At 64.1% G+C, this 19,425-nt stretch carries 20 protein-coding genes; 17 read left to right on the forward strand and 3 right to left on the reverse strand.

The features are described from left to right. Nucleotides 1-23: 23 nt before the first annotated feature. The 12 genes from DFO58_RS09010 (at nt 24) to DFO58_RS09065 (ending at nt 10,186) form a co-directional block, all read left to right on the forward strand. Nucleotides 24-710, forward strand: a complete 687-nt coding sequence (locus DFO58_RS09010) for an L-threonylcarbamoyladenylate synthase (protein WP_047118744.1) — start codon at nt 24-26, stop codon at nt 708-710. After that, a complete protein-coding gene (locus tag DFO58_RS09015; protein ID WP_047118745.1) occupies nt 707-1,825 on the forward strand; it encodes an MraY family glycosyltransferase in 1,119 nt (372 codons plus the stop codon). The genes DFO58_RS09010 and DFO58_RS09015 overlap by 4 nt, the downstream gene beginning before the upstream one ends. Nucleotides 1,826-1,991: 166 nt before the next feature. Next, the gene (locus tag DFO58_RS09020) at nt 1,992-2,426 is read left to right on the forward strand and encodes a hypothetical protein (RefSeq protein WP_047120647.1); all 435 of its coding nucleotides are present in this window, start codon (nt 1,992-1,994) and stop codon (nt 2,424-2,426) included. 263 nt (nt 2,427-2,689) lie between these two features. Next, nucleotides 2,690-3,502: a F0F1 ATP synthase subunit A gene (atpB, locus tag DFO58_RS09025; RefSeq protein ID WP_047118746.1), complete on the forward strand. Its 813-nt coding sequence runs from the start codon at nt 2,690-2,692 to the stop codon at nt 3,500-3,502. A gap of 105 nt (nt 3,503-3,607) precedes the next feature. Further along, nucleotides 3,608-3,814 (forward strand): ATP synthase subunit C, encoded by a 207-nt coding sequence (locus DFO58_RS09030; RefSeq protein WP_022876338.1) that lies wholly within the window; start codon nt 3,608-3,610, stop codon nt 3,812-3,814. Between the two features lie 80 nt (nt 3,815-3,894). Then, nucleotides 3,895-4,449 (forward strand): F0F1 ATP synthase subunit B, encoded by a 555-nt coding sequence (locus tag DFO58_RS09035; protein WP_047118747.1) that lies wholly within the window; start codon nt 3,895-3,897, stop codon nt 4,447-4,449. Next, nucleotides 4,449-5,261: a F0F1 ATP synthase subunit delta gene (locus tag DFO58_RS09040; RefSeq protein WP_047118748.1), complete on the forward strand. Its 813-nt coding sequence runs from the start codon at nt 4,449-4,451 to the stop codon at nt 5,259-5,261. Before DFO58_RS09035 ends, DFO58_RS09040 begins: the two co-directional genes overlap by 1 nt. A 124-nt stretch (nt 5,262-5,385) precedes the next feature. After that, nucleotides 5,386-7,023, forward strand: coding sequence for a F0F1 ATP synthase subunit alpha (atpA, locus tag DFO58_RS09045; protein WP_120990280.1), 1,638 nt, complete (start codon nt 5,386-5,388; stop codon nt 7,021-7,023). A gap of 78 nt (nt 7,024-7,101) precedes the next feature. Beyond that, a complete protein-coding gene (locus DFO58_RS09050) occupies nt 7,102-7,995 on the forward strand; it encodes a F0F1 ATP synthase subunit gamma (protein ID WP_047118750.1) in 894 nt (297 codons plus the stop codon). Between the two features lie 33 nt (nt 7,996-8,028). Next, nucleotides 8,029-9,477 carry a F0F1 ATP synthase subunit beta gene (gene atpD, locus DFO58_RS09055; RefSeq protein WP_047118751.1) on the forward strand — a complete coding sequence of 483 codons (1,449 nt, stop codon included), beginning with the start codon at nt 8,029-8,031 and terminating at the stop codon, nt 9,475-9,477. 2 nt (nt 9,478-9,479) lie between these two features. Then, nucleotides 9,480-9,749 (forward strand): F0F1 ATP synthase subunit epsilon, encoded by a 270-nt coding sequence (locus DFO58_RS09060; protein ID WP_047118752.1) that lies wholly within the window; start codon nt 9,480-9,482, stop codon nt 9,747-9,749. A gap of 8 nt (nt 9,750-9,757) precedes the next feature. Next, nucleotides 9,758-10,186 (forward strand): DUF2550 domain-containing protein, encoded by a 429-nt coding sequence (locus tag DFO58_RS09065; RefSeq protein ID WP_052772306.1) that lies wholly within the window; start codon nt 9,758-9,760, stop codon nt 10,184-10,186. Nucleotides 10,187-10,385: 199 nt separating this feature from the next. Here the strand turns inward: DFO58_RS09065 and DFO58_RS09070 are convergent, their stop codons facing one another. Both DFO58_RS09070 and nucS read right to left on the reverse strand, forming a co-directional pair. Continuing rightward, nucleotides 10,386-11,594, reverse strand: coding sequence for an N-acetylglucosamine-6-phosphate deacetylase (locus tag DFO58_RS09070; RefSeq protein ID WP_047118753.1), 1,209 nt, complete (start codon nt 11,592-11,594; stop codon nt 10,386-10,388). Nucleotides 11,595-11,603: 9 nt separating this feature from the next. Then, on the reverse strand, nt 11,604-12,299 hold the full coding sequence (nucS, locus tag DFO58_RS09075) for an endonuclease NucS (RefSeq protein ID WP_047118754.1): 696 nt from the start codon (nt 12,297-12,299) through the stop codon (nt 11,604-11,606). A 60-nt stretch (nt 12,300-12,359) separates the two neighbouring features. Here nucS and DFO58_RS09080 point away from each other — a divergent pair, with 60 nt between their 5' ends. Further along, a complete protein-coding gene (locus DFO58_RS09080) occupies nt 12,360-12,740 on the forward strand; it encodes an ATP/GTP-binding protein (protein WP_120990282.1) in 381 nt (126 codons plus the stop codon). 27 nt (nt 12,741-12,767) lie between these two features. Here DFO58_RS09080 and DFO58_RS09085 read toward each other — a convergent pair whose 3' ends face one another. Beyond that, on the reverse strand, nt 12,768-14,171 hold the full coding sequence (locus tag DFO58_RS09085; protein ID WP_082124043.1) for an AI-2E family transporter: 1,404 nt from the start codon (nt 14,169-14,171) through the stop codon (nt 12,768-12,770). 161 nt (nt 14,172-14,332) lie between these two features. Between DFO58_RS09085 and DFO58_RS09090 the strand changes: the two genes are divergently transcribed. The 4 genes from DFO58_RS09090 to DFO58_RS09105 all read left to right on the forward strand — a co-directional run bounded on the left by DFO58_RS09090 (nt 14,333) and on the right by DFO58_RS09105 (nt 19,407). After that, on the forward strand, nt 14,333-16,048 hold the full coding sequence (locus DFO58_RS09090; protein ID WP_147407233.1) for a hypothetical protein: 1,716 nt from the start codon (nt 14,333-14,335) through the stop codon (nt 16,046-16,048). Between the two features lie 2 nt (nt 16,049-16,050). Then, entirely contained in the window at nt 16,051-16,962 is a 912-nt protein-coding gene (locus DFO58_RS09095) for a tetratricopeptide repeat protein (RefSeq protein WP_183043141.1), read from the forward strand. A 139-nt stretch (nt 16,963-17,101) separates the two neighbouring features. Further along, on the forward strand, nt 17,102-17,866 hold the full coding sequence (locus tag DFO58_RS09100; RefSeq protein WP_047118758.1) for an ABC transporter ATP-binding protein: 765 nt from the start codon (nt 17,102-17,104) through the stop codon (nt 17,864-17,866). After that, nucleotides 17,842-19,407: a transporter gene (locus DFO58_RS09105; RefSeq protein WP_120990285.1), complete on the forward strand. Its 1,566-nt coding sequence runs from the start codon at nt 17,842-17,844 to the stop codon at nt 19,405-19,407. Before DFO58_RS09100 ends, DFO58_RS09105 begins: the two co-directional genes overlap by 25 nt. Nucleotides 19,408-19,425 lie beyond the last annotated feature (18 nt).

Raw genomic sequence — 19,425 nt, forward strand, 5'->3', positions numbered from 1 at the left:
ACCCCACATGAAAGAATGATCCCGTGAGCACACGATTTTTGGTCAGCAACGAGCAGGAACACGCTGCAGGCATCGAGGCGGCGCGCACCGCGCTGTCGGCCCAGCGCTGCATCGTCCTGCCTACCGATACGGTCTACGGGATCGGCGCCGACGCGTTCAGCGCGCAGGGCGTGGCGATGCTGCTGGCGGCCAAGGGCCGCAGCCGCACCATGCCGCCGCCGGTGCTGATCGCCCAGGCCGCCACCATGGACGGGCTGGCCCGCGACATCCCTGACGAGGCCCGCAAGCTCGCCGAGGCCTTCTGGCCCGGGGGACTGACCCTGATCCTGCAGGCGCAGCCCTCGCTGACCTGGGACCTGGGGGAGACCCGCGGCACCGTGGCGCTGCGCGTCCCGAACGATGAAACCGCCCTGGAGCTGCTGGCCGCTACCGGTCCGCTGGCCGTCTCCTCCGCCAACCGCACCGGCAACCCGGCCGCCACCACCGCCGACGAGGCCGTGGCCCAGCTGGGCGATTCGGTGGACGTGTACCTGGACGGCGGCTCGCGTGCCGCACAGGACGACGCCGAGACCCTGCCCTCGACCATCGTGGACTGCACCGGCGCGCGGCTGCAGGTCGTGCGCTCCGGCGCCATCTCCATCGAGGAGCTGCGCGTGGTCGTCCCCGCCATTCTCGACTTGGGACAGGACGACTCCGGCCAGGGCGCATGAGAAGCTACGTCCTGCTGATCGCGTTCAGTTTCGCGGTCTCCTTCCTGCTTACCCCCATCGTCCGCTCGGTGGGCGAGAGGTTCACCGGCAACCAGAAGGTCCGTGCCCGCGACCAGCACGAGAAGCCGATCGTGAAGTTCGGCGGCGTGGCGATCATCGCCGCGTTCGCGCTCGGGCTCGGGCTGGCCAGTCAGCTCAGCTTCTTCCGCGGGGTCTTCGGGAACACCGAACCCATCACCGGCATCGTGCTGGCGCTGCTGGTGATCCTTATCCTTGGGCTCGCCGACGACATGTTCGATCTGCGCTGGTGGATCAAGGCCAGCGGCCAAGTCCTGGTGGGCGGGATCATCGCCGGGCACGGAATCGTGATCCAGTCGCTGCCCGTGGGTTCCTGGCAAATCGAGCACACCTGGATCCAGATCGCCATCACCATCTTCCTGATCGTGCTCACGATGAACGCGATCAACTTCTCCGACGGGCTCGACGGGCTGGCCGCCGGGCTCGCGGCCATCGGCGCGGCCACGTTCTTCGTCTACTCCTATGTGCTGGCCACGCACGTCAGCGCCGACGACTACGCCAACATGGGTGCGCTTTTGTGCTCCCTGCTGCTGGGCGCGTGCCTGGGGTTCCTGCCGCACAACTTCAACCCCGCGAACATCTTCATGGGGGAGAGCGGCGTGCTGGCCATCGGCATGATCCTCTCGGTGGCCACGATCGCGGTGACCGGTGACGTGCAGGGCTTGGAAGCCCAGCGCTTCCGCAACATCCCGGCCTACATGCCGATGTTGCTGCCGATGGTGATCGTCTTCCTACCAGTACTGGACCTTGTGCTCTCGGTACTGCGCCGGCTGGCCAACAAACGCTCACCCTTTTCGCCGGACGCCAAGCACATCCACCACAAGATGCTCGCGCAGGGTCACTCGGTGCGCCGTGCGGTGATCCTGCTGTACCTGTGGGCCGGCTTCATCGCCGTATCGGTGGTCTCGATCGCGTTCATCCCCGTCGTTCTGATGGTTCCGATCGTCATCTTGCTGTTTATAGGTGTGGGACTTGCCACATGGAAACCACTGGTGGTCGACCGGTTGGGTGCGCTACGCAAGAAGTTGTCCAAGTAGCCAATTCGGGTATCATGCCGCCACCTCCCACAAACTGTTTCTATCTCGTGTAGAATTCAATATGGATCTTCTCCCGGAACAGTTTTGTTCGCAGGGGGTTTTGAGTTTCATCAGCATCGATAGGTGCACCATGGATCATCGATTTAGACGAAGGAAGGATGCGGACTTGGCTTCTGGTTCTGCCCGCGTCAGTGCTTCGTCTGGATCGAAGTCCATCTGGTTGCCGATTCTGGGCCTGTCAATGGTGTACTCGATCATCGCGACCGCAGCCTTTTTCCTGATTTCTTGGCTGCTTGCCGATCTTGAGTACGCGTTATCCGGCGCTTTTGCCGCCGGTGTGGTTATTGGCTTTTTCGCTATTGGCATTCTGATCGCTGAAGCTGCAGGACGAATCCGCCGCTCGTGGGCCATGCCCGCGTTCTTGGCGACATTCGTCATCAAGGTGTTCGGCGTCGCCTTCGTTCTGTTGAGCCTGGGATTGCCCGCTTGGGTTGATCGTCAGGCTTTCGTACTCGCTGCAGCCGTATCCCTTGTTGCCTGGCAGGTCGGCGAGGTCCGAGCCTTCATGAAGGCTCGCCTTGCCATCTATAACGAGGAATAGGGCTAAGAGCTCTGACGCTTATGTCAGAGAGATGCTGTGAGTTTGATAAGCTTACTAACGGGTCATTTTCGGCCGTGCGCTTAATTGCCTGCGGACGAATCGGAAACATCCTCGGGGAAACCCGGGGTCGCACTTATCAGAGTTGATGCTACCGGCGACAGCTGTGAGAAGTACCCGTTTGATCTTTTCTTCACACGGTGAAAGGCAGTTACCGCCAGTCACCGCCTTTTGCCCGTGACCGTTACTGCAGAGAGGACAGCGCGTTGTTCGCGTTTGCGCTCCCAATGGCCTCAGAAGAAGGCGGATTTGTCCCGCCAACCGTATCCGATACCCACCTCCCGGAGATTTTCCCGTGGATGGCTGAGTACGGTACGGGTTTCGGCAAGCAGATGCTCATGATCGTCCTGTCGATCGTGCTTATCTCTTGGTTCTTCACCGCAGCTATCAAGAACCCTAAATTGGTTCCAGGCAAGATGCAGTACCTCGCTGAGTCCGGCTACGCCTTCGTGCGTAACGGCATCGGCCGCGACATCATCGGCGAAAAGAACTTCCGTCCTTGGATTCCGCTGCTGTTCGCGACGTTCTTCTTCGTCTTGCTGAATAACCTCTTCGGTGCCATCCCGTTCCTGCAGCTTCCATCGTTCTCACACGCTGGCTCTGCATACGCAATGGCAATCATCATCTACGGCACCTGGATTGCCGTAGGTCTGAAGAATCACGGTATTCGTTACTTCAAGCTGGCAGTTACTCCAGCGGGCGTGAGCCCGGTGATGCTGATCCTGCTGGTGCCTTTGGAAATCATTTCGAACTTCATCGTCCGCCCACTGACGCACTCGCTGCGTCTCATGGCAACGATGCTGGCAGGCCACATCATCGTGATGCTGGCAGCCTCAGGTGCACGCCACTTGATCGTCGTTCAGGAATCGCTGGCACTGAATGGTGTTGGTGTTCTGGTCATCGCCGGTTCGGTAGCTATGTACTTCCTCGAATTGTTGATCATGGTTCTGCAGGCGTTCGTGTTTACGCTGCTGACCGCGATCTACATCCAAGGCGCGCTTGAAGCCGACGCCCACTAAGGCCATTTCTTCTTTACTCAAACCCAATAGTTCTTCCTTGATTGATTCAAGGAAAACCTCACAACCTACCGGCAAGAAGCACGGTATCTTGAAAGGAATAATCGCATGAGCGGCTCCCTGAATATGATCGGTTACGGTCTGGCAGCAATTGGTTCGGCTATCGGCGTTGGTCTGATCTTCGCTGCTTACATCAACGGCGTTGCACGTCAGCCAGAGGCACAGCGCATCCTGCAGCCAATCGCTATGCTCGGCTTCGCACTTGCTGAAGCACTGGCCATCCTGGGCCTGGTTTTCGCCTTCGTTATCAAGTAAGTCTTTCCCGGCTGTAGTGGCCTCGCCACTATCGCGAGGCGTACACACAAGTGGAAACTAATAGATAAGGAATGGTGAGTATGAATAGCACTGACTTCATCCTCGCTGCGGGCGAATCGGTCAATCCGCTGATGCCAAATCCGTGGGAAATTCTCGTCACGGGTGTTGGTTTCGCGGTCCTTCTGTTCATCGTCATCAAGGTGATTGCTCCGAAGTTCGAGCAGTCCTACGAAGATCGCGTCACCGCGATCGAAGGTGGCCTGGAGAAGGCCGAGGCAGCACAGAAGGAAGCAGAGGAGACCTTGGCACAGTACAAGGCCCAGCTTCTGGAAGCTCGCACCGAGGCTAACCGCATCCGCGAGGAAGCTCGCAGCGAAGGTGCTCAGATCCTCGAGGATCTGAAGACCAAGGCAACCGACGAGGCTACTCGCATCAGCGAGCAGGCTCAGCGTCAGATCTCGGCCGAGCGCACCGCCGCTCTGTCGTCGCTTCGCACCGACGTGGGCGCTTTGGCCACCGAACTTGCAAGCAAGATTGTTGACGAAGCTCTGAAGGACGATGCCCGTGCCCAGCGCGTGGTTGATCAGTTCCTGAACGATTTGGAAGCTCAGCAGAACGCAGGTGCATCGAACTAATGGCAAGTGTATCGAGCGAGTCATTGGCAAAGGCTTTGGAGTTCCTGGAACCCAAGTTGGCACTGGCATCTTTGGAGCTGCCGAAGGAACTGTTCGCGGTCCTGGAAGTACTGGATGCAAATGCCGGTCTTCGCCGAGCATTGACTGATCCGGCCCGTGAAGCTGCCGAGAAGGCAAGCCTGTTGGCACAGCTGCTGCGCGGAAAGGTTTCGGCTGACGCCGAGTCCACCGTCGCCCAGCTGGCTTCCACTCGCTGGAGCTCGGAACGCGACATTAGCGATGCGCTCGAAACGCTGGCTGTCACTGCGGTGACCGCAGTGGCCGAGCAGCAGGACGGCGCTTCGGGGCTGGCCAAGCTGGAGCAGGATCTGTTCTCCTTCATCGAGGTAGTTCGTTCTAACCACGAACTGCAGCGTGCGTTGGATGATGCGCAGGCCCCAGCCGAGGCAAAGAGCGCTCTGGCGCTCAAACTCGTGCCCAACGCGTCGCGGACCGCGCAGGTGTTGATCTCCCAGGCAATTTCGGCCCCTCGCGGGCTGAAGCCCATTGCTCTGATTGAGCGTTTCGTTGAGCTTGTGGCCAAGCGCCAGCAGCGTTGGATCGCCTCGGTGACCAGCACTGTGAAGCTTTCCGAGGCTCAGCTTGAGCGCCTGGAGACCAGCTTGAACAAGGTTTATGGTCGCCAGCTGAAGCTCAACGTCACTACCGATCCGTCGCTGATCGGCGGCCTGGTAGTCAAGGTGGGCGACGAAGTTGTCGACGCTTCCGTGGCATCTCGTGTGGCCGAGTTGCGCCGCGCCCTGGCCGGCTAGAACTTTTGCCAGGGGCTGTGCCCCTGGCAAAAGTTCCGGCTCGCCGGGACCAACACAGACTTCATTCACATCGATCCACCAATGATTTTGGGTGGATCACAATTTAGGAGAGCAGGGACTGCAGATGGCCGATTTGACCATCAATGCCGACGACGTCCGTAATGCCCTAAACGAGTTCGCATCTTCCTACGAACCGGGTAAGGCAGAGCGCACCGAGGTGGGACGCGTTGTCGCAGCAAGCGACGGCATCGCCAAGGTGGAAGGTCTTCCTTCCGTCATGGCCAACGAGCTGCTGAAGTTCGAAGACGGCACCCTGGGCCTGGCCCAGAACCTCGACACCCGTGAAATCGGCGTCGTGGTGCTCGGTGACTTCACCGGCATCGAAGAGGGCCAGAAGGTCGAGCGCACTGGCGAGATTCTCTCGGTTCCAGTAGGCGACGGCTTCATGGGCCGCGTGGTTGACCCGCTGGGTGAGCCACTGGACAACCTGGGCCCGATCGAGTCCGAGGGCCGCCGTGCACTGGAACTTCAGGCACCAGGCGTGACCGAGCGTAAGTCGGTTCACGAACCGCTGCAGACCGGCATCAAGGCCATCGACGCCATGATCCCGATCGGCCGTGGCCAGCGTCAGCTGATCATTGGCGACCGCCAGACCGGCAAGACCGCTATCGCCGTCGACGCCATTCTGAACCAGCGCGCCAACTGGGCCACCGGCGACCAGACCAAGCAGGTTCGCTGCATCTACGTTGCAGTGGGCCAGAAGGCTTCGACCATCGCAGCCGTGCGCCAGACCCTCGAAGAGCAGGGCGCCCTGGAGTACACCACGATCGTGGCCTCCCCGGCATCCGACTCTGCCGGCTTCAAGTACCTGGCACCATACGCAGGCTCGGCCATCGGCCAGCACTGGATGTACGGTGGCAAGCACGTTCTGATCGTGTTCGATGACCTGTCGAAGCAGGCTGAAGCCTACCGCGCCGTGTCGCTGCTGCTGCGCCGTCCGCCAGGACGCGAAGCTTACCCGGGCGACGTCTTCTACCTGCACTCCCGTCTGCTTGAGCGTTGCGCCAAGGTTTCGGACGAGCTGGGCGCAGGTTCGATGACCGGTCTGCCGATCATCGAAACCAAGGCGAACGACGTCTCGGCCTTCATCCCGACCAACGTCATCTCGATCACCGACGGCCAGATCTTCCTGCAGTCGGACCTGTTCAACGCCAACCAGCGCCCAGCTGTCGACGTGGGTGTTTCGGTTTCCCGCGTGGGTGGCGCCGCACAGGTCAAGGCCATGAAGAAGGTCTCCGGTACCCTGAAGCTGGAACTGGCTCAGTACCGCGACATGCAGGCTTTCGCCATGTTCGCTTCGGACCTGGATGCCGCTTCCAAGCAGCAGCTGACCCGTGGTGCACGTCTGATGGAACTGCTGAAGCAGGGCCAGTACCAGCCGTACGCCGTCGAGGATCAGGTTGTCTCCGTGTGGGCCGGCACCAACGGCTACCTGGACGATGTTCCAGTGGAAGACGTGCTGCGCTTCGAGCGCGAGTTCATCGACTACCTGCGTCACCGCACCGAGGTTCTGACCGTTCTGGCTCAGACCGGCAAGCTGGAAGACGAGACCGTCGACGCCATGAAGGCGGCCATTGCTGACTTCAAGGCCGGCTTCTTCGGCCAGGGCGACGACCAGCTGGTCGCCGCAGGTCACGAAGAGCACGACGCTCTGGATGCCGAGTCCGTCGACCAGGAACAGATCGTCAAGCAGAAGCGCTGACAATTTCCTTGACGTTTAGGGGTACGGCGCCGGCGACGGCGCCGCACCCCAAACGTTGGGAATAAGGAAAGGACACACATGGGAGCCCAGATTCGGGTCTACCGCCAGAAGATTGCCTCGACCTCGTCGATGCGCAAGATCTTCAAGGCGATGGAACTGATCGCTGCATCCCGCATCGGCAAGGCACGTAGCCGTGTTTCGGCTTCGCTGCCGTACGCCAATGCGATCACCCGTGCAGTTACCGCCGTCGCGTCCCAGGCCGATGTTGAACACCCGCTGACCACGGAACCGGCGAATGTTCGCCGTGCCGCGGTGCTGGTGATGACTTCGGACCGCGGACTCGCCGGGTCCTACTCCGCCAGCGTTCTGAAGCAGGCAGAGCACCTCGTGGAACTCCTGCGTGGAGATGGCAAGGAAGTCAAGACCTACTTGGTCGGCCGCAAGGCCCAGGCTTACTTCGATTTCCGTTCGCGCGAGTACGCCCGAGTGTGGACCGGGAACACCGATTCCCCGCAATTTGAAACCGCACGCGAGCTGCGCGAAATCCTCCTTGAGGACTTCGCTAACGATTACGAGCAGGGTGGCGTGGACGAGATCCACGTTGTTTATACCCAGTTCAAGTCGATGGTCACGCAGGAACCGACGGTTATCCGTCTGTTGCCGTTGGAGGTTGTCGAGGGTGAAACCGAGACTCCTACCGACGAGCTGTTGCCACTGTACGAATTCGAGCCGTCGCCGGAGGAAGTGCTGGACGCACTGCTGCCGCGTTACATCGATTCGCGTCTGTTCAACGCCCAGCTGCAGGCCGCAGCCTCCGAGCTCGCTGCACGTCAGCGCGCGATGAAGGCCGCAGGCGACAACGCCGGCGAGTTGATCAAGAAGTACACGCGACTGCGTAACAACGCCCGTCAGGCTGAAATCACCCAGGAGCTTTCGGAAATCGTCGCCGGCGCAGACGCGCTGAACGACTAGCCGAAACCTCCTACCAGACAAGAAGTGAGAAAGATGACTGCCCAACTCAACGAGCAGGTTACCGCAGGGGCCACCGGTCGTATTGCCCGCGTGATTGGCCCGGTCGTGGACGTCGAGTTCCCTGCCGATGCACTGCCTGCAATCTACAACGCACTCACCGCTGAGCTGACCCTCAACGGTGTAACCAAGACCATCACCTTCGAAACCAGCCAGCACCTCGGTGACGGCCTGGTTCGCGCAGTATCGCTGCAGGCCACCGACGGCCTGGTCCGCGGTGCAGCCGTGAAGGACACCGGCGCTTCGATCTCCGTCCCGGTTGGCGACGGCGTCAAGGGCCACATCTTCAACGTGCTGGGCGACGCCCTGGACGTTGACAACTCGGAGATCCAGGTCACCGAGCGCTGGCCAATCCACCGCCAGGCACCGAAGTTCTCCGATCTTGAGGGCTCGACCGAGATGCTGGAAACCGGCATCAAGTCGATCGACCTTCTGACCCCCTACATCAAGGGTGGCAAGATCGGTCTGTTCGGTGGCGCAGGCGTGGGTAAGACCGTGCTGATCCAGGAAATGATCACCCGTGTTGCACGTAACTTCGGTGGTACTTCGGTATTCGCCGGCGTGGGCGAGCGCACCCGTGAAGGCAACGACCTCTGGGTCGAAATGGACGAGGCCAACGTTCTGAAGGACACCGCCTTGGTGTTCGGCCAGATGGATGAGCCACCAGGAACCCGCCTGCGCGTGGCACTGTCCGCTCTGACCATGGCGGAGTACTTCCGCGATGTGCAGAACCAGGACGTGCTGCTGTTCATCGACAACATCTTCCGCTTCACCCAGGCCGGTTCCGAGGTGTCGACCCTGCTGGGCCGCATGCCTTCCGCCGTGGGTTACCAGCCGAACCTTGCCGATGAAATGGGCCTGCTGCAGGAACGCATCACCTCGACGAAGGGCCGCTCGATCACCTCGATGCAGGCAGTCTACGTCCCGGCCGATGACTACACCGACCCGGCTCCGGCGGCAACCTTCGCCCACCTGGATGCAACCACCGAGCTGTCGCGTGAAATCGCGTCGCGCGGTCTGTACCCGGCAATCGATCCGCTGACCTCGACCTCGCGAATCCTGGATCCGCAGTACATCGGTCAGGCTCACTATGATACGGCCATCCGCGTGAAGGCCATCCTGCAGAAGAACAAGGAACTGCAGGACATCATCGCGATCCTCGGCATCGACGAACTGGGCGAAGAGGACAAGGTCGTCGTGGCCCGTGCACGTCGTATCCAGCAGTTCCTGTCGCAGAACACCTACACCGCGAAGCAGTTCACCGGTGTGGAGGGTTCGACCGTTTCCATCAAGGACACCATCGAGGGCTTCACCGCCATCTGCGATGGCGACCTGGACCACATCGCAGAGCAGGCGTTCTTCAACGTCGGTGGTTTGGACGACGTCGAGCGCCAGTGGGCTGAGATCCAGAAGGCCAGCAAGTAACGATGGCCGAACTTCAGGTCGAAATCGTTGCGGCCGACCACTTCGTGTGGTCCGGCCCGGCGAAGCTGGTCAAGGCTCGTTCGGTAGACGGCGAGATCGGAGTTCTGCCCGGTCACGTCCCGATGCTGTCGGTGCTTGCCGCTGGGGATCTGGAAATCGATCCGGTTTCCGCATCCCGCTTCACGGTCCAGATCGATGGAGGGTTCTTCTCGGTCGACTCGGATCGCGTCGTGATCGTTGCTGACAACGCTGTTCTGGAAAACGCAGCGTAGGCGATGAATTGATTGAGATTACCGCACCAGTTCTCATAGCGCTGCTGGTTCTAGCCGGCATCGTCATGTTTTTTGGCGCCATGGCCGTGCGCCGCATTCAGTTGCGGCGCACGCTGGGCACCTTCGACGCCTCCATCCTCACGCCCAAGGGCAAGTGGATGATGGTGATCGGCCGCTACGGCGGCGGACATGTGGATCTGTTGCGGTTTTTCTCTGTCTCGCCGATCCCCAGCTTCGTGGTCGAGCGCCGCGGGCTGGATGTCACGGGGTGGCGTCGCGCCGACGAGCAGGAGGCCTTGCGGATTCCGCCGGGCTTCGTGATCGTTGAGCTGACCCGCAACGGCGAACCCCTGCTGCTGGCGATGGACTACCGGGACTATACTGGGTTCTCGTCCTGGCTCGAAGCAGGGCCGATTGCCGGCTCCTGGCAGATCTAGACAAAAACGTCTGATCCCGCTTCCGGGCGGCCGATCCATTCGTGGAACGGCCGCCCGGAGGCGGGATTTTTTGCGACCTCGCACCGGATGCGCCGGGTGCGCAGAGTCGGGGCAACGGGGGAGCCTATGCCAAGGCCCGCCGCTTCGGAAGCTGGTTCCGAGGCGGCGGGCCCGATGCATCATGCGGACGGCGCTGCGGCTAGAGCAGCTGGCCCTTGCGGAAGGTTTCCACCAGCTGCAGCTCGGCATCGAGCACCAGCACGTCGGCGGCGAAGCCGTAATGCAGGGAGCCGACTTCGTCGGCCAGCCCGATCAGCGAGGCGGGGTTCACGGTGGCCGCGTAGACGGCCTGCACCAGCGGGATGCCGGCGGCCACTGTCTCGCGCACGATCTGCAGCAGCGTGGCGGTGCCGCCGGCCAGCGAGCCGTCGGTGGCCAAGCGCGCCTGCCCGTCGGCGACTTTGACCTCCTGCGGGCCCAGCGAGTAGCTGCCGTCGGCCAGCCCGGTGGCGGCCATGGAGTCGCTGACCAGCAGGATGCTGCGGGCGCGCACGAGGTTGAACATCAGGCGCACGGTATCGGGGGACAGGTGCACCCCGTCGCCGATCAGCTCCACGTAGGCGTCCCCGCGCTGGGCGGTCTCCAGGCAGGCGGCCACCGGACCGGGCTCGCGGTGGTGCAGCGGCGGCATGCCGTTGAACAGGTGGGTCACCGTCGGCTTCTCGGTGAAGCCGTCCACGCCGGCGCTGCGCAGCTGCTCGCGGGCGAACAGCAGCGAATCGGAGGTCTGCGTGGCGGTGGCGTTGGTGTGGCCCAGCGACGGGACCACGCCGTAGGAAACCAGCTGGCTGATCAGCTCCTCGCTGCCCTCCAGCTCCGGGGCGTAGGTCATGGTGCGCAGCTGGCCGCGTGAAGCGGCGAACAGCTCGTCGACGAACTCGGGCTGCGGATTGGACAGGAAGCGCGGGTCCTGGGCGCCGCAGCGCGCCTCGGAGAGGAACGGCCCTTCGGCGTGGATGCCGGCGATCAGCCCTTCTTCGGCGAATTCGGCGAGGATTTCCGCCGCCTCCACCATGGCGCCGCGATCGGCGGTGACCAGGGAAGCCAGCAAGGTGGTGGTGCCGGCCTTGTGCAGGTAGCCCAGGGCCTCGGTGACCGCCTGGTGCTCCGGGGCCGCGAAATCGGCGCCCACCGCGCCGTGGCAGTGCAAGTCGATCAGTCCGGGGATCAGGACGGCGCCCTCGGGCACCGGATGCACGGCGAATTGGCCGGCGTCCTCCTTGGCGAGGAAGTCGTCGCGGTTGCCGGCGAAGGCGATGCGGTCATCTTCGATGGCCAGTGCGCCATCGGTGACCTTCATTCCGTCGGAGACCAGGGTGGCGAACAGTACTAAGCGCGAAGCAGTCATGCTCCTAGCTTAGAAGAGACGGCCCTCCGAGTCATCGACGCCGCGCATTGCATCGTAATCGAGGGTGAGGCAGCGGATGCCGCGGTCCTCGGCCAGGGTGCGGGCCTGCGGCTTGATCTGCTGGGCGGCGAACACCCCGGAGACCGGCTTGAGCAGGGGATCGCGGTTGAGCAGCTCCAGGTAGCGGGTCAGCTGCTCCACGCCGTCGATGTCGCCGCGGCGCTTGAGCTCCACGGCTACGGTGGCGCCTTCGCCGTCGCGGGCCAGGATGTCCACCGGGCCGATCGCGGTCATGTATTCGCGGCGGATGAGCTTGTGCCCGGCGCCCAGCAGCTCGATCTGCTCGGCCAGCAGGCGCTGCAGGTCGGCCTCCACGCCGTCCTTGATCAGGCCCGGGTCGTTGCCCAGCTCGTGGGCCGAGTCGTGCTCGATCGAGTGGAACTGGATGATCAGCCGGTCGTCGGTCTTCGCGCTGGCCACGGTCCAGGTGGTCACCGAGCCCAGTGCGGCGGCCTCCTCGTCGGGGGAGCCTTCCCGCAGGGTCAGCGGCGGGTTCATCCAGTTCAGGGGCTTGTAGCTGCCCCCGTCGGAGTGGATGAGCACCGAGCCGTCGGCCTTCACCATGATCAGGCGGGTAGCCAATGGGAGGTGGGCCCGCAGGCGGCCTTCGTAATCTACTGAACACTTCGCAACCACTAAACGCACCTGACACACTCTACTAGGTGCGTGCGGTGCACGCGCCCGGGATACGGCATGATTAATGACATGCCACGTTCGAACCGCCCCCGCCGCCAGTCCAAACCCCGAGGCAATTCCCGGGGTGCCTCCGGCGGAGGATCGCGCTACGAGGCCGACTCCGAGGCGGATTTCGGGTCGGCGCGCCGCGAGGACGACTGGATGCAACGGGCCCGCTACGGGGTGGTCATGCTGCAGGACGCGCCCGACGGCCAGTGGCATGTGCGCAAGATTTCCTCGCTGAACGCCCAGAAGACCTACACCTGCCCGGGCTGCCACCGGCAGATCACCGTGGGAGTGGCGCACCTGGTAGCCTGGCGCGCGGATCACTGGTCGGGGGACGACGCAGCGGCCACCGCCCGGCGCCACTGGCATCCGCGCTGCTGGGAAACCCGCTCCTACAAGTACTAGATGCCGCAGGACAGCCGCAGGGAATTCCTAGAGTCGGTCCTGCCGGGCGATGAACACCTCGCGCAGCAGGATCATCGCGCTGGCGGCGACCGGGATGGCCATCAGGGCTCCGGTCACCCCGGCCAAGGTGCCGCCGGCGATCACGGAGATCACCGCGACGGCGCCGGGCACCGCCACCGCGCGGCGCATGATGCGCGGCGAGACGAAGTACGCTTCGAGCTGCAGGTAGCCGAAATAGCACAGCGCGTAGATCAGCGCCGTCTGCCAGCCCAGCGAGAGCGTCACCAGCGTGACCAGGATGCCGGCGATGACCCCGCCGACCAGCGGGATGAACGCCAGCACCGCGACCAGCAAGGTGAGCAGCGCCGCGAACGGCACGCCCAGGATCGTCATCAGCAGCAGCGCCACCAGCGAATTGAGGAACGCGACGGTGGCCTGCCCCATCACGTAGTTGCCGACCGAACTGGTGATGCGCACCGCCAGCTCGCCGGCGCGTTCGCGCTTGGAACGCGGGGCCAGGCGCAGCCCGAAGGCCATGATGGCGGGCAGCGAGGCGAGGAAGTAGATCGCCAGCACCAGCACGATCAGGATGCCGAACATCGACTGCGCCACGGTCTGCGAGACGCCCAGCACGCCGCCGAAGACGTTGGTGATCGCGCCGGAGTCGCCGAAGAATCGGTTGACCTCGTCGTCGAGCCGCTGCGTCAACGCGTACTGGCGGTCGATCTGCACCAGCCAGTCGCTGCTCAGGAAGTTGTTGATGATGGTCGGCGCATCGGTGATGAACGAGGTGATCTGCGTGACCAGCGTCGGGATGATGAGCGCCATGAATCCGCCGAAGAGCGCCAGGATGCCGAACATCGTGGCGGTCACCGCCAGCGGACGGCTGAGCCCCTTCGAGACCATCCAGCGCACCACCGGGTCCAGTCCCAGCGCGATGAACAACGCGATCGCGATCCAGGTAAGCAGCGATCCGACATTGGTCAGCACGTAGTATCCGCCCAGGGCCAGGCCCACGCCGGTGGTGCCCAGGAAGCCCATGGCGATCGGGTGCAGCGCCGGGATCGGATCCGGTGCGCCCTGGTCGTCATAGGGCACCTCGCCCAGCGCATCGTGGCGCGGGGTGTTCAGCATGGCCGTCAGACGCCGGGCGAGCCGGCGGCGCAGCGAAGCCTTCTCGGCTGGGGCGGGGGACTCGCCGCGCGGGGCCGCAGGCTGCGTCCCGGGAACCCGCGGAGTTGATGCGGTATCAGGCGCCGGATGCTCAGCGGCGGATTCAGCGTCAGGGTCGCGGTGCTGGCGACGGGGAAGCTGGTGCAGCGGATCGGCCGGCGACGGGTTCTGCCGGCCGTCCGATTCCCCCGCGGCGGAGGGGATCTGGCCGGTGTGCGGAGCTGGCTCGTGTGGCTCGTGCGGCTGATCTGACTGCATGGCACCGAGCATACCGCGCAAACGGCTTTTCGGTGTGCCCAAAGACACCGCGGACTTGGGCGATTGAGGCAGTTCACAGGCAGTGGCAGGAACCATGCGGGCACCGGACTCGTTAGACTGGGGATAGTACAGCTGTGAGACGTAGGTGAATAGGTGAAATCGTGCGAAAAGTAATCTCCGTGATCGCGATGCTGCTCGGGGCCGCGGCCCTGATTGTCGGCATCGGGCAGAAGACCTTTTGGGCTCCGCCCGAAACGGTGACCGCTACCATGCCGCAGTTCGACGGCAAGGCCCCGCTGACGCTGATTGAATCCAGCGTGAACTCCGAAAAGCTCGCCCCGGTCGAACTGGTCATCAGCGGCGAGGGCGAATTCACCGCCTCGCTGGGACGCAGCTACGACGTCGAGGCCTGGGTAGGCAAGACCGCCCACGCAGCCGTCACCGGCATCGACACCGAAAACCACCAGATGCAGGCCAACTTCGTCGAGGGCGACGCCACCGCGCCGGATCCGAAGAACGCCGACATCTTCTTCGACTCGCAGACCGCGCAGGGCACCATGACCTACCGCTGGACCGCCCCGGACACCGGCGACTGGTCGCTGCTGCTGGCCGCCGGCGGCAAGGACGCCGCCCCGGTGGACATCTCCGTCACCTACGCCAACGACGAAGCTATGCCGTTCGCGCTGCCGCTGATCATCGCCGGCGCGCTGCTGCTGGTCTTCGGGCTGGCGCTGCTGGTGATGCGCACCGCAAAGCCAGGCGCCGCCGCACCGGCCAAGGCCAAGAGCACCACCCAGAACTCCGTGGCCGCCGTGGCCGTCGTCGCGCTGGCCGTCTCCGGCGTGGCCCTGCCGATGGCCCCGTCCGAGGACGCCTCGCAGTCGCCGGCCCAGAACGCCACCGAAAGCGCTTCGCCGAGCGCCACCGAGCAGGCCAGCGAGTCCGCCGAGGCATCCGCCCCGGCCGAGTCCGAGCCGACCGCCTTCCCGGTGGTCACCGAGGAGCAGCTGACCCGCATCCTGGGCGATGTGCAGAAGCAGATCGGCAACGCCGATGAGAAGCGCGATAAGAAGCTGCTCGAATCCCGTGCAGCGGGCGCGTTCAAGTACATCCGCTCCAGCCGCTACGACATCCTGAACGACGACATCAAGGTCGCCAAGCCGCTGACCCTGAATACCTCGGTGATCCGCTCGGCCGCCGTGCCCAACACCTCGGACGCCAGCTTCCCGCGCGTGATCACCGTGGTGACCGCCAAGGATTCGGACGCCGAGACCCTGCCGCAGGCGCTGACCCTGGTGCAGGCCACCGCCCGCGACAACTACCAGGTGATCTTCGCCGAGCAGATGCTGCCCGGCGCCAGCTTCCCGGGCATCGCCGTCGGCGACCCGTCGATCAAGCAGCTGGACGTGAACGCCAAGGGCCTGCAGCAGACCCCGAAGGACGCGCTGAAGTCGCTGGCCGACGTGCTGACCAACGAGAAGTCGAAGAACAAGGACAAGTTCGCCGAGTCCGAGTTCATCAAGGCCATCCACGCGGGCCAGAAGACCGAGTCGCAGAATGCGAACGAAGCGAAGGTCAAGTACGCGCGCACCGTGACCGAGGGCGACACCCGCGTAGTCTCCACCCCGGACGGCGGCGCGATCGTGACCGGTAAGCTGAACCAGCGCGCGGTGTTCGAGCGCACCGAGGACTCCGATCCGCTGGAGGGCACCGACGAGCTGACCAAGAAGCTGCTGGGCAAGGCCAGCTCCACCGGCGACGTGGAAATCAACTACGCCGAACCGGTCATGTTCTACCTGCCGGCCGAGGGCTCGGAGGATAAGATTCAGCTGATTGCGGCCGAGGTAGTGCTGCTGAACGTGAAGGAAGTGAAGTAACCGTGAGCGAAGAGCCAACGATCCCATCGTCCCGCGGCGCCGTGGATCTCAGCGCGCTGTCCTCGCACCGCCTGCAGGCCACCGACGCGACTGCGCCGGAAGCCGGCGCCACCTGGGCCATGGAGCTGGACGAAGCGGCATTCCAGCAGTTCGTGGGCCTGTCCCAGCGGGTTCCGGCCATCGTGTCGCTCGGTTCCCCGCGCGTGCCTGCCTCGACCGAGCTGGACGCCTCGCTGCGCAAGCTCGTCGACGCTCGCGGCGGCAAGTTCGTGCTCGGCCTGGTCGACGCCGAGGCGCGCCCGCAGATCGCCCAGGCCTTCCAGGCCCAGCAGATCCCGCTGGTGGTCGCGCTGGTCAACGGCCAGCCGGTGCCGCTGTTCCAGGGCCCGGCCGGCGAGGAGCAGATCGAGCAGGTCTTCGGGCAGCTGGAGCAGCTGGCCGCGCAGCAGGGGCTGGGCGGCACCGTGCCTCCGTTCGCCGGAGCCCCTGCGGAGCCTGCGCTGCCGCCGCTGCACCAGAAGGCGGTGGACGCCATCGAGGAGGGCGACTACGCCGCCGCCGAGGCCGCCTACATGCAGGCCCTGAACGAGAAGCCGAACGACCACGAAGCCCAGGTGGGCCTCTATCAGGTGCGCCTGCTTTCGCGTACGCAGAACCTTGATTTGAACCAGGCCCGCGCCGAAGCGGCCTCGAACCCCGACGACCTGAACGCCCAGCTGAACGTGGCTGACCTGGACATCGTCGGCGGCCATGTGGAGGATGCCTTCTCCCGCCTGGTGTCGCTGGTGGCCCGACTGGCCGACGAGGACCGCGAACGCGTCCGCCGCCGCCTGGTCGAGCTCTACGCGGTGATCGGCACGAACGATCCGCGGGTCGCCGCCTCGCGCCAGAAGCTGGCCCGCGTGCTCTTCTAGCAACGCGGTTCCACGCCAACGCCCAGGGCGCCGGTGCACCTCGAGAAGTATTCTCGTGAGGCATCGGCGCCCTTTGTCGATCGCGGATTAATTCAAAAGGATGATGATGGATGACTTGGGCTGTTGCTAGGCTCGAGGCATGAATCCGATCGCACTAGATATTCGCTCCCTGGCCAAGCAGTTCGGGGCCAAGGTCGCAGTGAACAACGTCAGCCTGCAGGTTCCCGCCGGCTCCTTCTATGGGTTGGTCGGGCCCAACGGCGCCGGCAAGACCACGATGCTTTCCATGGCCACCGGGCTGCTGCGCCCGGATGCGGGCTCCGCGCTGGTCAACGGGATCGACATCTGGGCGGACCCGCACGCGGCCAAGGCCACCCTCGGGGTGCTGGCCGACGGGGTGCGCCAGTTCGACCGGCTGACCGGCCGCCAGCTGGTGACCTATTCGGGCCTGCTGCGCGGCATGGACCGCGAGGAAGTCGCGGTCCGCACCGAAGACCTGCTGCGCGTCATGGACCTGACGCAGGACGGCGACAAGCTCGTCGTCGACTATTCCGCGGGCATGACCAAGAAGATCTCGCTGGCCACCGCGATGATCCACTCGCCGAACCTGCTGGTGCTCGACGAGCCCTTCGAAGCGGTCGACCCGGTCTCCGCGGCGAACATCCGCGACATCCTGAACGGCTACGTCCAGCTGGGCGGCACCGTCATCGTCTCCTCGCACGTGATGGACCTGGTCCAGCGCATGTGCACGCACGTCGCGGTGATCGCCGACGGCGTGCTCAAGGCCCAGGGAACCGTCGACGACGTCCGCGCCGGCAAGTCCCTGGAAGAACGCTTCGTCGACCTGGTCGGCGGACGAGCTACGAACGAGGGGCTGTCATGGTTGCGCACATCCTCCAACTGAAACTCCGTCTGCTGGGCAACGGCTTCAAGCGGTCCACCGGCCAGCTGGTCGCGGTGATCATCGGCGGCCTCTATGCATTGGGCATGGTCGTGCTGCTCTCCGGGGCGAGCTGGGCTACCGCGGAGCAGAACCCGTTCCCGGGCCAGCTGACCATCATCATCGGCTCGGCCGTGGTGCTGGGCTGGGCGGTCATTCCGCCGCTGCTCACCGGTGTCGACCTGACGCTGGAGCCGGCCCGCTTTGTGCATTTCGGCATCGATACCAAGGTGCTGGCCCCCGCGCTGGTGCTCGCCGGGTTCATCTCGGTGCCCGCCGTGCTGACCTTCCTGGGCCTGCTGGGCGCCTCCATGATGTGGCGGCTGGATCCGGCGGTGCTCGCTCTGGCCATGGTCAGCGCGGTTGCCACCGCGATCATGGCGGTGCTGGTCTGCCAGTACCTGACCATCATGGCCACTGCGCTGCGCTCCAAGCGGCGTTTCCGCGAGTTGACCTTCGCCCTGCTCTTCCTGCTGCTGGTCTCCCTCGGGCCGTTGCTGTCTTCGGTGTTCGCCGCGGCGGAGAGCATCGCCGACTGGATCAACCCGATCTCCGCGGTGCTCGCCTATACGCCGCTCGGCGCCTTCGCCGCCCTGCCTGGGGCACTGGCCGCCGGGAACATGGCGCAGCTGGCGCTGTGCGCCGTGCTGGGAGTCGTCTACCTGGTGGGCCTGTACCTGCTGCTGGTCCGGGCTACCGGGGCCGCGACCGTCGCGCCCCCTGCGCAACAACGTGCGGCCACTGCCCGCGGGCTGGGATTCTTCAAGCTGCTGCCGGCAACTCCCACCGGAGCCGTGGCGGCACGCTCGCTGACCTACTGGTTCAAGGATCCGCGGTACGCGCTGAGCATCCTGATGGTGCCGATGCTGCCGCTGATCTTCTGGTTCGCCGGACGCCAGTCGGGGGAGTACACGATGATGTTCGCGCTCGGCCCGCTGATCGGCATCCTGATGGGTTTCGCGATCTCCGCCGATGTCTCCTATGACAACACCGCTTTCGCCCTGCATGTGCTGACGGGGGTATCGGGCAAGGCCGACCGGGCTGGACGCGTCATGGCCTGCTTCGCCATCGGCATCATCCCGCTGCTGCTGGCGGCAACGCTTCCTGCCATCCTGTCCGACCAGCTGTGGCGTCTGCCAAGTGATCTGGGCTTGTCGCTGGCCGCGTTCCTGGTATCGCTGGGCGTCTCATCCGTTGTCTCGGCACGCTACACCTACGCCGTGCCGCTGCCGGGCGAGAACCCGATGAAGACACCTCCGGGCAACGGCCTGCGTGTAGCGCTGACCCAGATGGGCACCATGGGTTTCATGGCAGTGCTGCTGATTCCAGTGGTCATCCCGGCTGTGATTTCCTGGACGACGCAGTCGCAGGTCGCAGGGTTCATCGCACTGGGTATTGGACTCCTGCTCGGTGTCGGGATGCTGATCGGTGGCGTGCATTTGGGTGGCAAGTGGTTCGACCGCCGCCAGCCTGAACTCATGCAAGCGGTCATGATCAACCGATAGCTGGTGCACATGGTGGGG

The sequence above is a fragment of the Arthrobacter sp. AG1021 genome, from assembly GCF_003633665.1.
Lineage (GTDB): Bacteria > Actinomycetota > Actinomycetes > Actinomycetales > Micrococcaceae > Glutamicibacter > Glutamicibacter soli.